The organism is Kitasatospora sp. NPDC023385, from assembly GCF_055664045.1.
Genome location: NZ_JBVOOL010000007.1, coordinates 194,766 through 209,411 on the forward strand (window position 1 = coordinate 194,766; position 14,646 = coordinate 209,411).

The window sequence follows — 14,646 nt, forward strand, 5'->3', positions numbered from 1 at the left end:
TACTGACCAAGTGATGAGGAACGTCTCTCATGGCGAAGCGACGCAAGGTGTCGAACCCGCTGGCCCTTGCGGTCCTGGCCGAACTCACGGCCGAGCCGATGCACCCCTACGAGATGGGGCGCCGGCTCAAGGAGCACGGCAAGGACCGCAACATCAAGTACAACCGCAGCTCGCTCTACATGGTCGTGGAGCAGCTGCGGAAGGCCGGGTTCGTCTCCGAGCAGGAGACCGTCCGCGACACCCAGCGGCCGGAGCGCACCGTCTACGCCCTCACGCCCGAGGGCAAGACCGAGCTCCACGACTGGATGCGCGAACTCGTTGCCGAACCGCAGCACGAGTACCCCTCGTTCGGGGTCTCGCTGTCGCTGCTCATGGTGCTCCCGCCGGCCGAGGCCGTGGAGCTGCTGGAGCAGCGGCAGACCGCCCTGACCGCCGAAGTGGCGGCCATCCGGGCCGAACTGCGCAAGGCCACGGCCGAAGGCGTCGGCTGGCTCTTCCTGATCGAGGAGGAGTACCGGGTCGGCGGGCTGGAGGCCGAGACCGCCTTCGTCGGGCGCCTCATCACCCAACTCCAGGAGCCGGAGTTCATCCGGACCTGGAACGAGTACTTCGGGAGTCCGCGATGAGCAAGTCCGCGATGAGCGAGTCCGCGATGAGCGCGACGCACAGGGCGAAGAAGGCACTGGTCATCGGCGGCGGGATCGCCGGTCCGGTGATGGCGCTGGCCCTGCGAGAGGCCGGCATCGAGTCGGTCGTCTTCGAGGCGTACCCGACCTCCGCCGACGGCATCGGCGGGACCTTCATGATCGCCCCCAACGGGCTCGGCGCCCTCGCCGTCGTCGGCCTGGCGGCGGAGGTCGGCCGGATCGGCCAGCCCGTCGGGCCGATGGTGATCGAGGACGGCAAGGGCGGCGTACTCGCCGAGTTCGCCGGCCTCGCCGACCTGCCGCGCGGCCGGCTGATGCGCCGCGCCGAACTGTACGAGGTGCTGCAGCGGCGGCTGCGGGACAGCGGCATCGAGGTGCGGTACGGAAAACGGCTGGTCGGAGCCGAGGAGGGCGCCGACGGGATCACCGCCCGGTTCGACGACGGCAGCAGCGCCACCGGCGACCTGCTGATCGGCGCCGACGGCACCGGATCCACCGTCCGCACCCTGATCGACCCGGCCGCGCCCGCCGCCCAGTACACCGGCCTGCTCGGCGTCGGCGGCTACAGCTCCCACCGGCTGCCCGGCCGGGCCGGACGCGGTGAGACCGTGCACTTCGCCAACGGCGCCCGCGCCTTCTTCGGCTACTGGGGCCTGGCCGACGGCAGCGGCACCGCCTGGTTCAGCAACATCCCGCAGCCCGAGCCGATGGCCCCGGAACAGGTCCGCGCCCTCGGCGCCCAGGAGTGGCTGCGGCGCTGCCGCGAGCTGCACGCCGACGACCTGCCCGCCCGGGACGTGCTGCGGACGGCCGACGCCGCGACCATCGAGACCTTCCCGCGGCTGGAGATCATGCCGTCCGTCCCGCACTGGTACCGCGGCCGGATGGTGCTGGTCGGCGACTCGGTGCACGCCCCGTCCAACAGCTCGGGCCAGGGCGTCTCGCTCGCCGTCGAGAGCGCCGTCGAACTCGCCCGCTGCCTGCGCGACCTGCCCGACCACACCGCCGCCTTCGCCGCCTACGAGGCGCTGCGCCGGCCCCGGGTCGAGAAGATCGCCGCCGACGCGGCGCGCACCAACAGCCACAAGTCCTCGGGGACGATCGGGCGGATGGTCTTCCGGCTGCTCGGGCCGATCGCGATGCGGACCTTCATGAGCCCGGAGCGGATGCTGCGGCCGGTGCACGGCTACCGGATCGACTGGGAGCAGCGGGTGGCCCCGGTGGCGGGGACGCCGGGTGCTGGGGCGGGGACGCCGGGGGCAAAGGGGACGGCGGGTGCTGGGGCGGGGTCCGGGCGTCAGGGGCGGGCCGCCTGACGGGCGGTCGTGACCGCGGCGTGACCGGCTTCGTCGGCCCGGACAACGCCGTACGGGGGAATTTAGCCGCCCGGCCAATCAAGTGCCCCGGCGCCCAGGAATAGCGTTCGTGCTGTGCCGGCGCGCGACCCGCGCCGGCAATCCCCCCGCATTGAACGAAGGAGAGCGTGCGCTCTATGGACGCTGTGACCCAGGTCCCCGCGCCGGTGAACGAGCCGGTCCACAGCTACGCCCCCGGGAGCCCCGAACGGGCCCGTCTGGAGGCCAAGCTGAAGGAGCTGGGCGGCCAGGAGCCGGTCCAGCTGACCATGACGATCAACGGTGAACGCCGGATGGGCGGCGGCACCGAGATCCACGTCGTCCAGCCGCACAACCACGCGGCTCGGCTCGGCACCCTGCGCAACGCCACCCAGGCCGACGCGCAGGACGCCATCGACACTGCCCTGGCCGCAGCCCCGGCCTGGCAGGCGCTCTCCTTCGACTCCCGCGCCGCGATCTTCCTCAAGGCCGCCGACCTGCTGGCCGGCCCGTGGCGCGAGACCCTGGCCGCCGCCACCATGCTCGGCCAGTCCAAGACCGCCCAGCAGGCCGAGATCGACACCCCCTGCGAGCTGGTCGACTTCCTGCGCTTCAACGTGCACTTCGCCCGCCAGATCATGGCCGAGCAGCCGATCTCCTCGGACGGCGTGTGGAACCGCAGCGACCACCGCCCGCTCGAGGGCTTCGTCTACGCGATCACCCCGTTCAACTTCACCGCGATCGCCGGCAACCTGCCGACCGCGCCCGCGCTGATGGGCAACGTGGTGCTCTGGAAGCCGTCCCCGACCCAGCAGTTCTCCGCGCACCTGCTGATGCAGCTGCTGGAGGAGGCCGGCCTGCCCAAGGGCGTCATCAACATGGTGACCGGCGACGGCCTGGCCGTCTCCGAGGTCGCGCTGAAGCACCCGTCGCTGGCCGGCATCCACTTCACCGGCTCCACCGCCACCTTCCAGCACCTGTGGCGTTCGGTGGGCGAGAACATCGCCGGCTACCGCACCTACCCGCGGATCGTCGGCGAGACCGGCGGCAAGGACTTCCTGGTCGCCCACCCGTCGGCGGACCCGAAGGTCCTCAAGACCGCCATGACCCGCGGCGCCTTCGAGTTCCAGGGCCAGAAGTGCTCGGCGCTCTCCCGCGCGTACGTCCCGGCCTCGCTGTGGACCGGGCTGAAGGACGAGTTCGCCGCCGAGGTCGACGGCCTGACCATGGGCGACGTGACCGACCTGGGCAACTTCATGTCGGCCGTCATCGACGACCGCGCCTTCGCCAAGAACAAGGCCGCCATCGACCGCGCCCAGGCCGACCCGCAGGTCGAGGTCCTCGCCGGCGGCACCTACGACGACTCGGTCGGCTACTTCGTCCGCCCGACCGTCCTCGTGTGCCAGGACCCGGCGAGCGAGTACTTCAAGGACGAGTACTTCGGCCCGATCCTCGCCGTGTACGTCTACGAGGACGAGAAGTACGACGAGATGCTGGCCCAGATGGAGTCCGTCTCGCCGTACGGCCTGACCGGCGCGATCATCGCCCAGGACCGCGCGGCCGCCCAGGACGCCATGCACAAGCTGCGCTTCGCGGCCGGCAACTTCTACATCAACGACAAGCCGACCGGCGCCGTCGTCGGCCAGCAGCCCTTCGGCGGCGGCCGGGCCTCCGGCACCAACGACAAGGCCGGCGCCAAGCAGAACCTGACGCGGTGGACCTCGACCCGCTCGGTCAAGGAGACCTTCGTCCCGCCGACGGACTACCGCTACCCGCACATGGGCTGACCCGCCCTCCCGACCACGCGGCTCCTCCCGTAGCCACCGGTCACCCGCCACGCCCGGCCCCGCAGCCGGCGCGTGGCCCCGCCGGGGCGGCGCGCCCACCCCCGTGCCCGCCGCCCCGGCCCTCTTTCTGCCACCCTTGGAAACACCAGCTCCAGGAGTCACGATGCTCCGTTCCGCCCTTCTCGCGGCCTCCCGGTCGCCGCAGGTCCGCACCGTCGTCGAGAAGTTCCCGCCGACCCACGCGATAGTCGAGCGCTTCGTCGCGGGCGAGGCCCTCGACGACGCGGTCACCGCCTGCGACGACCTGGTCGCCACCGGCCGCAAGGTCACCCTGGACCACCTCGGCGAGGACACCCAGGACGCCGCCCAGGCCGCCGGCACCGCCGAGGCCTACGAGCACCTGCTCAAGGCCCTCAAGGAGACCGGCCTCGCGGCCGGCGCCGAGGTGTCGGTCAAGCTGTCGGCCGTCGGCCAGTTCCTCCCGGTGGACGGCGAGAAGATCGCGCTGGAGAACGCCCGCCGCATCTGCGAAGCCGCCGCCGACGCGGGCACCACGGTGACCCTCGACATGGAGGACCACACCACCACCGACTCCACCCTCGCCATCGCCCGCGAGCTGCGGGCGGACTTCCCCTGGCTGGGTGTCGTGCTCCAGGCCTACCTGCGCCGCACCGAGGCCGACTGCCGCGAGTTCTCCGGCCCCGGCTCGCGCGTGCGCCTGTGCAAGGGCGCCTACAAGGAGCCCGAGTCGGTCGCCTTCCAGGGCAAGCACGAGGTCGACCTCGCGTACGTCCGCGCACTGAAGGTCCTGATGGCCGGCGAGGGCTACCCGATGATCGCCTCGCACGACCCCAACATGATCAAGATCGCCGGCCAGCTCGCCCAGTGGAACGGCCGCAAGCGGGACTCCTTCGAGTACCAGATGCTCTTCGGCATCCGCCCCGAGGAGCAGCTGCGCCTCGCCGGCGAGGGCAACACGATGCGCGTCTACCTCCCGTACGGCCAGGAATGGTACGGCTACTTCATGCGCCGCCTCGCCGAGCGCCCGGCCAACCTCACCTTCTTCCTGCGCGCCATGGCCACCCGCGGCTGACGCCGGCGGCCAGGCAACGGAACGGCCCGCACCCTTGACGGGGGGTGCGGGCCGTTCCCTGGTTTCCAGAGGAAGGGCTTGGTGTCCAGCTCGAAGTCGAACGGGGCGGGGAGGGCGAGCGGTTCGCCGAAGGCGGCCAGGCGGACTTCGGTGTACTCGTCACGGTGGGGCTTGCCGAAGAGGATGACCTGCGACTTCTCGCTCTCCAGCAGGATGTCCTCCTGCGTCGGGGAGACGGCGACTGGTTTCTCATGCGCCACAGCACTCATGATGCCCCTCCTTCGGATGGCGTCACGCTAGTCACCGTCGGGCCGGGTTCTGCAATGCCCGGCGGACCTTCACTCGATGGTGTGAGCTTGAGGGCCCGGCATAGGATCCGGTGCTGGTGAACTGGGCTTTCCACGAGAGGGGTTGGGGATGCTGAAGGAGTTCGCAGGGCTGTCGACGCCGTTGGTGGCGGATGCGTGCGTACGGGTCGGGGTGGGGCTCCGGGCGGCGCCGGTGGGGATCGGCGGGGTGGCGCCGGGGGCCCGGGTGGCGGGCCGGGTGCTGCCGGTGCGGCACTACGGGAGCGTGGACGTGTTCCTGGAGGCGTACGGGGCCGCCCGGGACGGTGACGTGCTGGTGATCGACAACGGCGGGCGGACGGACGAGGCCTGCATCGGGGACCTCGCGGTGCTGGAGGCGCGGGCCTCCGGGGTGGCCGGGATCGTGGTGTGGGGGCTGCACCGGGACACCGCCGAGCTGCTGGAGATCGGACTGCCGGTGTTCAGCTACGGCGCGCTGCCGCTCGGGCCGGTGCGGCTGGACGCCCGGGAGCCGGAGGCGCTGCTGTCGGCGCGGTTCGGCCCGCACGCGGTGAGTGCCGAGGACGTGGTGTTCGCCGACGCGGACGGGGTGCTGTTCGTTCCGGCCGACCGGGTCGAGGAGGTGGTGGAGACCGCCGGTGCGATCGCCCGGACCGAGCGCGTGCAGGCCGAACGGATCGCCTCCGGTGACACGCTGCGCAGGCAGACCGCCTTCGACGAGTACCTGGAGCGGCGCGCCGCCGACCCGTCGTACAGCTTCCGGCGGCACCTGCGACGGGTCGGCGGGGCGATCGAGGAGTAGCGGGGCGACTGCCGTACCCGGCCTGTCGCGCTTATCGGGCGGGTGGGCTTACAGCGGGCGGTACATGACGTGCAGGCCGACGTAGCCGTCAACCGGGTGGTGGAAGGCCTCGGGGACGGTGCCGACGATCTCGAAGCCGAGCGACCGGTAGAGCCGCACGGCGTGGTGGTTGGTGGCGACCACCGCGTTGAACTGCATGGCGCGGAATCCCGCGCGGCGGGCCCAGTCGAGGCTGTGCTCGACCAGGGCCCGCCCGATGCCCCGGCCGTGCTGCTCCGGATCGACCATGTAACTGGCACTGGCGACGTGGCCGCCGTTGCCCGGGCGGTTCCGGTTCATGGTGGCGGTGCCGACGATCCGCCCGTCGTCGTCCACCGCGACCACCGTGCGGTCGGGGGCGGTGTGCATCCACCACTCCCGGCCGAGCTCGGAGGACATGTCGAGGGGGTAGGGGAAGGTCTCGCCGGCGGCGACGATGGCCCGGAAGAAGGGCCAGATGCCGGGCCAGTCCTCGGGGGTGGCTTCACGGATGATCACCCGACCAGGATGGTCCGTAACCTCGCGTCGGGCTACTGGTTTTCGGTTCGGCTGCCGAGGACGGCGGCCTCGACCCGGGCCGCGGCGTTGGCCTGGCCCTTGGCGTTCGGGTGCACCACCGCGTACTTCAGCGGGATGACGCTGGTCAGCACGCCGTCCAGCCAGTGGTCGGGGTCGCAGACGCTGTGCCCGGCGGTGGAGGGGTAGAGGTCCACGAAGGTGTCGCCGTGGGCGGCGGTGCGCTGCGCGATGGTCGCGTTGAGCGGCTCCAGGATCGCGGTGCGGGCCCAGGCGAGGTCGCCGGTGGTGAACGTGGCGAACTGCAGCGGGTCGCCGTACCGGCACAGACCGGCGGTCTCGGGGACGAGGTGCGGATAACCGACGGTGAGGACCTTGGCGGCCGGGGCCTTGCTGTGCAGCGCGGTGAGCATCCGGTCGTAGCCGTTGCCCAGTCCGGCGAGGCGGCCGGGCAGTCCGGCGTCGTACGCGTCCTTGCACGGCGTGCCCTGGCCGAGGCTCGCGGCGCCCAGTTCGATGCAGTCCTTGAGGACGTCGGCGAAGCCGAGGTCGTTGCCGCCGATCCCGACGGTGATCAGATTCGTGGCCGGGCCGACCGCGTCGGTCTGCGGCGGGACGGGCGGGTAGGGGGCGTTCGGGTCCGAGCCCAGGGGCGGGAGCGGGCGGCCGAGCGGGGAGAGCTTGGTCGCGTACACGTTCTCGGTGGTGGCGCCGCTGCAGCTGACGTTGCGCAGGTCGACGAGGGAGCCGAGGTCGCGCCGGACGACCTCGGGGTAGGAACCGGCGGTGCGGGCGCAGCCGTCGCGGGGCGCCGTCTCGTCGCCGGCGGCCTCGATGACTCCGGCGGTGTAGGAGTCGCCCAGGGCGGCCCAGGCGAGCCGCTGGGCGCGGGCGGACGGCTTGGCGGCGGCCTGGGCGGTGGTGGGGGTGATCAGTCCGGCGGCGAGTACGGCGGCGGTACCGGCGACGGCGAGGCGGGACAGGAATCGTGGCACGGTCTCTCCTCAGCGGGTGCGGGGAGAGTGCGATTTCACCCCCCTGAGAGTCAATCGAGTCGGTGCGTGGACGACTTGATGCCTCAGGCGGGTGAAATCGGGGTCGTGGCGGTGACGTCGAGGGTCGTGGCGCTGCGGGTCGTGACGTCGAGGGTCGTGGCGGCGGGGGTCAGAGCAGGGCGGCGGCGGGCTCGATCATCGCCCGGGCGGTCTTGCCGTCGACGTACTCGCCGAGCGCCGTCATCTCCCACTCGCCGGACGGGCGGCGGACCAGCTTGCACATCACCACGCCGGTGTGCGGCTCGGAGTGGGTGAGGTCGAAGCGGACCAGTTCCTCGTTCGTCCGGGCGTCCAGGAGGCGGCAGTAGGCGTCCTTCACGTCGGTGAACTTCTGGCCGGAGAAGGAGTTGACGACGAAGACCAGTCCGTGGACCTCGGCGGGCAGGCCCTCCAGGTGGACGGTGATCAGCTCGTCGTCGCCGTCGCCACCGCCGGTGAGGTTGTCGCCGGAGTGGGCGATGGCGCCGTTGAAGATGTTCAGCTTCATGAACCAGGCCGTCTCCAGCCGCTTGTGGCGGGCGTCGAAGGCCAGGCAGGAGGCGTCCAGGTCGACGCTGCGGCCGCGGGCGGCGGGCTGCCAGCCGAGGGCCATCCGGACCGAGGAGAGGAAGGGGCGGCCGTTCTTGACCAGGGAGACGGAGCTGCCCTTGACCAGGTTGACCCGGCCCTTGTCCAGGGTGATCTTGGTGGGCGCGGCCTGGGCCGGGGGCGCGGTCGGCGGTGCGGTCGGAGGTAGCGGGTGGGAGCCGGTGGCGAGGACGATCCGCGGGTCGACCGGGGTGGCGCCGGGAGGGGCCGTGGGGGGTGCGGGGGGCGCGGGCGGGAAGGGGAGCTGGAGGGTGGCGTCGGCCGGGGTGGGGGTCGGCGCCGGGACCGGGGGTGCGGGCGGGGCGGCCGGCGGGGCGCTCGGGGCCTGGGGCGGGGCGGCCGGGGAGTCGTCGACGGTGACGCCGAAGTCGGTGGCGATGCCCGCCAGCCCGTCGGCGTAGCCCTGTCCGACCGCCCGCACCTTCCAGACGCCGTTGCGGAGGTAGACCTCGACCACGATCAGCGCGGTCTCCAGGCCGAGCCGGGGCGGGGTGAAGGTGACCAGGACCTCGCCGCTGTCGGCGTCGCGGACGGTGGCGGTGGGCTCCATCCCGGCGAAGGTGGAGGCCTGGTCGGCCGGGCTCGCGGTGACCGCGATCTTGGTGATCTCCGCCGGGACGGCCCGGGTGTCCACGGTGATCGCGTCGGGACTGCCGGCGGTGGCCGGGCGGTGGTTGACACCGGGGCCGTTCGGGGCGTTGAAGAAGACGAAGTCGTCGTCCGAGCGGACCTTCCCGGCGTCGGTCAGCAGCAGGCCGGAGACGTCCAGCGCCTTGGGCGCGCTGACCTCGACGGTCACTCGCGCGGCGGTCAGCGGTGCGTTGCCGCCTTGGGTCAGGACGGTGGGCACGGACTCCTCCTCGGGTGCGGAACGGCGGCCCCGGGCAGGGGCCGTGGGGCCCGGCCGGGTGCTGCCCACAGTAACGAACGAGGGTGCGGAGATGCGCCCGTCCGGGCAGGTCAGCTGTCGGATCGTCGGACAGCTGGAGAGTCCGCAGCTTGAGGTGTTGTCACGGCGGGCCGTCGGGCGGCCCGGCCGTCAGCGGGACGCGGGGGCCGTCGAGGCGGCCGAGAGGCCGGGGGCCGGGGAGACACCGGGGGTCCGCGGGGCGGGCAGCGACGGGGTGGGCTGTGACTGCGCGGGCAGCGACGGCGCGGGCTGCGGTGGGGTGGGCTGCGGCGGGGTGGGGCCGAAGCCGCCGAGCGCGGCGACCGCGCGCGGGTGGTCGATGGCGAAGGCGGCGGCGCTCCAGCTCTCCGCCGGGGGCGCCTTGCGGGCCGTGGACGGGTCGGCGGACGAGTCGGCGGACGGGCGGGCGCCGCGCACGCCGAAGGTGTAGTAGCCGGGCCGGACGTCGGTGCCGGGCGGTGTGGTGAAGCGGTAGACCAGGGTGCCGCGCTCCTGCTGGGCGGTGACCACGGCGCCCGGCAGGTCGGTCCAGGCGGCGCCGGTGCCGGTGGCCGACTCGCCTGGTGCGAGCCGGAATTCGGCCTGCAGCGCGGTGACCGGCTCGGTCACGGTGAGGCCGAGTTCGTGCCGCAGGCCGTCGCGGCCGAGCGGGGCGACCAGGGAGACGCCGGACAGGGCGTGGTCGGCGTCGGGGTCCGCCGCGCCGGGGTCGGCCGCGCCAGGGCCGGCTGCGCCGGGGGCGGCCGCGTCGCCGCCGGGTCCGGTCGGGGCTGGGCCGCTCGGGCCGGTCGGGGTCGAGTCGGTCGGGGCTGGACCGGCGCCCGGGACGGTCGTGGCGGGCGGCGGTCCGGGGCGGGTGGACTCGGGCGTCTTCAGGCCGGGCGCGTTCGGCGACTCGCCGGGCGCTGGCTGGCCGGCGGCTGCGGCCGGCCCCTGGGGCTGGGCGGCGGGCGAGGGTCCGGTCGGCGCCGGTGCGCCGGCCTCGGTGCCGGCCGGCAGCGCCCCGGGCGGCGGGGGGCCCTGTTCGGCGGCGGCCTGGCCGCCGATCGGGCCCGACGGGGCGGCCGGGCGGGGGGCGGGCGGGGTGGCCGCGACCGGTGCCGCGCCCGAGGGGTGGGCCGCGGGGTGCGTGGACGGGCGCGCCGGGGGCCGGGTGGCCGTCGGGGTCTGCGCGGAGACCGCCTCGGCCTGGTCGGTGGCGCCAGGGGTGGGCGGCGGGGTGGTGCCGACCCGGGCCACGCCGGCCCGACGGCCGACCCCCTGTTGCTCGTTGAGCAGGAGGGTGGTGGCGATGCTGATGCCGACGACGGTGGACATCGCCATCGCGGCGCCGGAGAAGCGCAGGGTGGGCAGTCGGAACCGGCCGCCGAACGGGCGCGGCCGACCGTGCCGGCCGTGTCGTTCGGGCTCGTGCCGGACGTCCCGCGCGGTGTCCTCGCGCACAGCCACCGGACCCCTCCCTCCCCGAAGCCGCCGTCGCGTCGCCGTATTCTCCCACGCGCTGCCGCCGGGCCCGGCTCCGGCCGCCGAGGGCCGGTCCGCCGCGGGCCCGCGCCGGGGAGGGGGAGAGCGTACCAGCGGGCGGCCGAACCGTGGACCACTCCCCGCCGTTTCGTGGACATCCGTCCGAGTAAAGGAAGTTGACGTTCCGTCCGGCGCGAGCGGGTAAGGCACGATGGCCCCGGACGGGGGTTGTTGCAACCCCCTTGCAACCCTTGCCCGTCCGGCACGGGTGGCGCAGGCTGAGGACATCCCCCGCCGTTCCGGAGAGACCGTCATGTCGCCCGACCCGCTGTCCGCAGCCTCCAGTGCACCCATCGCCGCCACCCCCACGGGCGGCGATGGGGAGGACTCCACCGCCGCTCCGGCGGCGGTGGAGGAGGTGCTGACCCTGCGGATCTCGCTGGGCGAGGAGATTGTCGGCGAGGTGCGCACCCGGTTCCGGTACGACGCCGTCAGCCCGTGCGAGGTGCTGCTGACGTTCCACCTGGGGCGCCCGGACGAAGCCGACTGGGTGTTCTCGCGCGAGTTGCTGCGCGACGGCCTGCGCGGGCTGAGCGGCCAGGGCGACGTCAAACTGTGGCCCGCGTACTGCCCGTGCCACGGCTCCACGCTGCACCTGGCGCTCGAATCCCCGCACGGCAGCGCCCTGTTGGAGGCCTCCAAGCCGCGGGTGCAGTCCTGGTTGGACCGGACCTACGTGCTGGTCTCCGAGGAGCGGGAGCGCGACTGCGGCCCCACCGACGCCCAGTTGGCCGCCCTGCTCGCGAGCGGCTGAGGACGGACGTCGGCGGGGCGGCCGGTGAGCGGTCTGCAGGAGCGGTCTGCAGGGCGGCCGGTGGAGCGGCTGACGGCTGGCGGTCAGCGGCCGAGCGCGGTGTCCCCGGGTGCGCGCGGCGGCGGGACGGCAGCGGCGCCGGGCAGCCGTACCGCCCCGGTGGCCAGTGCGGCCCGCAGTCGCCGGACGGCCGGGGCCGAGGAGGCGGGCAGCAGGTCGTACGGGTCCTCCGGTCCGTCGACGGTGACCAGCACCGACTCGGCTATCCGGTAGGGCCGGTGGGCCAGCAGTCCGCCCAGGTAGCGGCGCAGCCGGGACAGCTCGGCGCGGACCGTCACCGTCCGGCCCGCGTCGCCGAACAGCGCCTCGGCGAGCTGGGCGGCGGTGCTGCCCTCGCGGCCGGTGGCGAGCAGGAGCAGCAGTTCGGCGTGGCGCGGGCTGAGCGGGTGGGACCAGCCCGCGGCCGTGCCCCGGACGGACAGCTCGGGGCGGTCCGGGCGGCGCAGGTCGAGCCGGAGCCGGGCGCCCTCGGCCTGTTCGGCGCTCACCGTGCCGGAGCCGTCGTCCTCGGGCGAGCGGACCGGGCGCACCAGCCAGCCGTCGGCGAGCGGTTCCAGCACGCACTCGCCGAGGCCGGGCACCCAGTGCACGGCGGCCGGTGCCCAGCCCTCGCTGGGCACCCGCAGCCGGTTGGGCGGCGGCAGCCCGGTGGCGGCGGCGGTCCAGCCGGCCGCGTCCACCACCAGGGCCGGGCCGCCGACCCGGGCGAGCAGCGGGGCGGCCAGGGTGCGCAGCTGGTGCAGCGCCTCCAGCCGGTGGGCGCGCAGCTCGGTCTCGGCGAGTCGGGCGGCGGTGGCGGTGAGCTGGAGCAGGTACGGGCGGATGCTGTGCGCCGGGCCGCTCAGGTTGACGGCGCCGACCAGCTGCCCGGTGCCGGGGTCGTGCACGGGCGCGGCCACGCAGGTCCAGGAGTGGTGGCTGCGCAGGTAGTGCTCGGCGGAGTGGACGTGCATCGGGCGCTGGGTGCGCAGGGCGGCGGCGATGCCGTTGGTGCCGACGCTCTCCTCGGTCCAGCGGGCGCCGGTGATGAAGCCGATCCGGTCGGCGCTGCGGCGCAGGCCGCGTTCGCCGTCCTGCCAGAGCACGTGCCCTTCGGCGTCGGCGACGGCGAGGATCAGCGGGGCCGCGCCGGTCGGTTCGAGCAGGGTCTGGCGCAGCACTGGCATGACTGCGTCAAGCCCACTGGCGCGGCGGCGCCGCTCGAGCTCGGCCGGGCCGAGCAGGACGGCGGCCGCGCCGGTGTCGGGGTCCAGGCCGAGGCGGCGCAGCCGGGCCCAGGAGTCGCCGATCTCGGGGCGGGGTTCGAGCAGGCCGGGCGGCCCCGCGTCCTCGGGGGAGGCGGGCCCGGCCAGCTCCCGGACGGCGGCGTCGGCGAGAGTGCGCTCGTGGACCCTCGCCAGCTCCGCCGCGGTCGGCGGGGTGCGGCGCTCTGGTCGTCGGGACTGCCGTCCGGTCTGCCGCACTCGGTCCGCTCCTCGCCGCCGTTCGAGGTCGCGTCGGGGCCGACGCGCTGACGAAAGAGTACGGGTGCGGTGGGCCCCTGGGGACGGGGTCCGCCAAGTCCGCATACCGGCCGCATACCGGCCGGTACGGAGGACGGGTACGGGCGCGGGCGCGGGTCAGTGCTGCGCGGCCGCGCCCTGCTGGGCTGCCTCGACGGTGTGGTGCAGGTCGGCGGTGGCCTCCAGGGTGGCGCCGGTGCTCAGCGCCAGGCAGACCGCCAGGGCCAGCGCGACGGCCCGCAGCCGGGTGCCGGGCTCGGCGGCCGGACGGGGCTGGAGCAGGGCGGCGACCCGGCGCGGCACCGGACCGGAGTGGGCCGCCGGGGCCAGTCCGGGCCGGGCCGGCCGGGGGGAGCGGTGCGCGGCGAGCGCGGCCCGGCCGACTGCGCGGGCGGTCACGGCGCGGTCGCCGACCTGGGCCGCCGCCACCTCGTCGGCCCAGCGCTCCAGGTGGTACCCGAGGGGCGCGCGCAGCGGGCGGAGCGCCGGGTGGACACCGGCGGCGTGCTCGGCGAGGGCGAGGAAGACATGGTGGCGGGCGGTCAGGTGGGCCCGCTCGTGCGCGAGCAGGGCGGAGCGCTCAGGGCCGCCGAGGGCGCGCAGCATGCCGGAGGTGACCACGATCCGGCCGGGCTCGCCCGCTCGGCCGGGGCGGCGCAGGCGGCCGGGCAGGGCGAAGGCGTCGGCGCGCTCGTCGTCCAGGACGGTGAGCGGGGGCTCGGCGGGCTGCAGGAGGGCGGTGAGCGGGGACTCCATGGGGGTCTCCGCGGACCGCAGTCGGGCGGTCCATCGCTCCGGGGGGCGCGAGCGGCGCACGGAGGCGCGCCGGGGGCGCATGTCCGGATGCTGGTCGTCGGGCGGGAGGCAGGCCCGGGCGGTGCGCAGTTCCAGCCGCCGACGGCGGGCGGTGCGCGTCGCCAGCGCGGTCAGGACGGCGAGCGTGAGGGCGGCCGCGGCGGCGGCGAACGGGGCGTCCGGCGCGGCCGCGGTGAGCCACGGCAGCGAGAGGTGGCCGAGGGCGGCGACCGGCGGCAGCTGGAGCAGCCCGGCGGTGGCGAGCAGGCCGAGCGAGCAGAGCGTGCCGCAGGCCAGGACGGCGGCGCTGGCGGCCAGCATCCAGGAGGCGGCCCGGGGCGACAGCGCCTCGGCGAGGCGGCGGGCCAGCGGGGCGGCCAGGAACGGCAGCAGCAGCGGGGCCCAGACGGTGATCATCATCGGTCGGCCACCCCCGGTACGCCCGACCCCGGGGCGTCCGGATGTGGTGCACCCAGCTGCGGGGCATTCGGCTGCGGGGCGTCCGGTCCTGTGCCGCTGAGGGCCTCGATGCCGAGTTCGGTGGCGCCGTCGCCGAGCAGGTCGCGCAGCAGCTGCTCGTCCTCGGCGGAGAGGTCGGAGACGAAGCGGGCCAGCACGGTGGAGCGGTCGGCCTCGCGGCCCAGTTCGGTGTGCATCCGGCGGGCGGCCAGCCCGGCGGTGTCCTGGACGGTCGGGGTGTAGGCGTAGGCGCGGCCGGCCCGGGTGCGTTCGACCGTCGCCTTGTCGTGCAGCCGGGCCAGGATCGTCGCGATCGTGGTGCGGGCGAGGTCCCCGCCGAGCGCCGCCTGGACGTCCTGCGGCGTCATCGGCTGCCGGGCCGACCAGAGGGCGGCCAGCACCTCGGCCTCCAGCTCCCCGGCGGGCCGGCGGGCGGACGGTACGTCGGGCATGGCGGCGTTTCCTCCAAGTTT

Annotated in this window: 13 protein-coding genes and 1 pseudogene; 6 read left to right on the plus strand and 8 right to left on the minus strand. The window is 74.6% G+C overall.

Features of this window, described 5'->3' with window-relative positions:
* The first annotated feature begins 29 nt into the window (after positions 1-29).
* The 4 genes from AC0B61_RS14125 to AC0B61_RS14140 all read left to right on the plus strand — a co-directional run bounded on the left by AC0B61_RS14125 (position 30) and on the right by AC0B61_RS14140 (position 4,861).
* A complete protein-coding gene (locus tag AC0B61_RS14125; protein WP_471740914.1) occupies positions 30-626 on the plus strand; it encodes a PadR family transcriptional regulator in 597 nt (198 codons plus the stop codon).
* A complete protein-coding gene (locus tag AC0B61_RS14130; protein WP_471740915.1) occupies positions 623-1,963 on the plus strand; it encodes an FAD-dependent oxidoreductase in 1,341 nt (446 codons plus the stop codon). The genes AC0B61_RS14125 and AC0B61_RS14130 overlap by 4 nt, the downstream gene beginning before the upstream one ends.
* 176 nt (positions 1,964-2,139) lie before the next feature.
* On the plus strand, positions 2,140-3,768 hold the full coding sequence (pruA, locus tag AC0B61_RS14135; protein ID WP_471740916.1) for an L-glutamate gamma-semialdehyde dehydrogenase: 1,629 nt from the start codon (positions 2,140-2,142) through the stop codon (positions 3,766-3,768).
* A 163-nt stretch (positions 3,769-3,931) separates the two neighbouring features.
* Positions 3,932-4,861 carry a proline dehydrogenase family protein gene (locus AC0B61_RS14140; protein WP_471740917.1) on the plus strand — a complete coding sequence of 310 codons (930 nt, stop codon included), beginning with the start codon at positions 3,932-3,934 and terminating at the stop codon, positions 4,859-4,861.
* On the opposite strand, the gene AC0B61_RS14145 is transcribed toward AC0B61_RS14140, so the two are convergent.
* Positions 4,786-5,130, minus strand: coding sequence for a hypothetical protein (locus tag AC0B61_RS14145; RefSeq protein ID WP_471740918.1), 345 nt, complete (start codon positions 5,128-5,130; stop codon positions 4,786-4,788). The two genes, AC0B61_RS14140 and AC0B61_RS14145, sit on opposite strands and share 76 nt — an antisense overlap.
* Positions 5,131-5,278: 148 nt before the next feature.
* Between AC0B61_RS14145 and AC0B61_RS14150 the strand changes: the two genes are divergently transcribed.
* Positions 5,279-5,971 carry an RraA family protein gene (locus AC0B61_RS14150; protein WP_471740919.1) on the plus strand — a complete coding sequence of 231 codons (693 nt, stop codon included), beginning with the start codon at positions 5,279-5,281 and terminating at the stop codon, positions 5,969-5,971.
* 48 nt (positions 5,972-6,019) lie between these two features.
* Here AC0B61_RS14150 and AC0B61_RS14155 read toward each other — a convergent pair whose 3' ends face one another.
* From AC0B61_RS14155 to AC0B61_RS14170, 4 genes are all read right to left on the minus strand, one after another.
* The gene (locus AC0B61_RS14155) at positions 6,020-6,508 is read right to left on the minus strand and encodes a GNAT family N-acetyltransferase (RefSeq protein WP_471740920.1); all 489 of its coding nucleotides are present in this window, start codon (positions 6,506-6,508) and stop codon (positions 6,020-6,022) included.
* 32 nt (positions 6,509-6,540) lie between these two features.
* Positions 6,541-7,521: an SGNH/GDSL hydrolase family protein gene (locus tag AC0B61_RS14160; protein ID WP_471740921.1), complete on the minus strand. Its 981-nt coding sequence runs from the start codon at positions 7,519-7,521 to the stop codon at positions 6,541-6,543.
* 169 nt (positions 7,522-7,690) lie between these two features.
* The gene (locus AC0B61_RS14165) at positions 7,691-9,007 is read right to left on the minus strand and encodes a TerD family protein (RefSeq protein WP_471741048.1); all 1,317 of its coding nucleotides are present in this window, start codon (positions 9,005-9,007) and stop codon (positions 7,691-7,693) included.
* A gap of 201 nt (positions 9,008-9,208) precedes the next feature.
* Positions 9,209-10,528: a hypothetical protein gene (locus tag AC0B61_RS14170; RefSeq protein WP_471740922.1), complete on the minus strand. Its 1,320-nt coding sequence runs from the start codon at positions 10,526-10,528 to the stop codon at positions 9,209-9,211.
* 328 nt (positions 10,529-10,856) lie between these two features.
* On the opposite strand from AC0B61_RS14170, the gene AC0B61_RS14175 reads away from it, so the two are divergent.
* The gene (locus AC0B61_RS14175; protein WP_471740923.1) at positions 10,857-11,357 is read left to right on the plus strand and encodes an SsgA family sporulation/cell division regulator; all 501 of its coding nucleotides are present in this window, start codon (positions 10,857-10,859) and stop codon (positions 11,355-11,357) included.
* 83 nt (positions 11,358-11,440) lie between these two features.
* Here AC0B61_RS14175 and AC0B61_RS14180 read toward each other — a convergent pair whose 3' ends face one another.
* The 3 genes and pseudogenes from AC0B61_RS14180 to AC0B61_RS14190 all read right to left on the minus strand — a co-directional run.
* Positions 11,441-12,880, minus strand: coding sequence for a GAF domain-containing protein (locus AC0B61_RS14180; RefSeq protein ID WP_471740924.1), 1,440 nt, complete (start codon positions 12,878-12,880; stop codon positions 11,441-11,443).
* 156 nt (positions 12,881-13,036) lie between these two features.
* Positions 13,037-14,134 (minus strand): M56 family metallopeptidase, encoded by a 1,098-nt coding sequence (locus tag AC0B61_RS14185; protein ID WP_471740925.1) that lies wholly within the window; start codon positions 14,132-14,134, stop codon positions 13,037-13,039.
* A gap of 134 nt (positions 14,135-14,268) precedes the next feature.
* A pseudogene (locus tag AC0B61_RS14190) lies at positions 14,269-14,625 on the minus strand (BlaI/MecI/CopY family transcriptional regulator); the annotation flags it as partial.
* Positions 14,626-14,646 lie beyond the last annotated feature (21 nt).

Bases quoted from the DNA above. Each gene is read 5' to 3' on its own strand.
- AC0B61_RS14125 (WP_471740914.1), top strand. From the start codon at position 30: ATGGCGAAGCGACGCAAGGTGTCGAACCCGCTGGCCCTTGCGGTCCTG.
- AC0B61_RS14130 (WP_471740915.1), top strand. From the start codon at position 623: ATGAGCAAGTCCGCGATGAGCGAGTCCGCGATGAGCGCGACGCACAGG.
- pruA (WP_471740916.1), top strand. From the start codon at position 2,140: ATGGACGCTGTGACCCAGGTCCCCGCGCCGGTGAACGAGCCGGTCCAC.
- AC0B61_RS14140 (WP_471740917.1), top strand. From the start codon at position 3,932: ATGCTCCGTTCCGCCCTTCTCGCGGCCTCCCGGTCGCCGCAGGTCCGC.
- AC0B61_RS14145 (WP_471740918.1), bottom strand. From the start codon at position 5,130: ATGAGTGCTGTGGCGCATGAGAAACCAGTCGCCGTCTCCCCGACGCAG.
- AC0B61_RS14150 (WP_471740919.1), top strand. From the start codon at position 5,279: ATGCTGAAGGAGTTCGCAGGGCTGTCGACGCCGTTGGTGGCGGATGCG.
- AC0B61_RS14175 (WP_471740923.1), top strand. From the start codon at position 10,857: ATGTCGCCCGACCCGCTGTCCGCAGCCTCCAGTGCACCCATCGCCGCC.
- AC0B61_RS14185 (WP_471740925.1), bottom strand. From the start codon at position 14,134: ATGATGATCACCGTCTGGGCCCCGCTGCTGCTGCCGTTCCTGGCCGCC.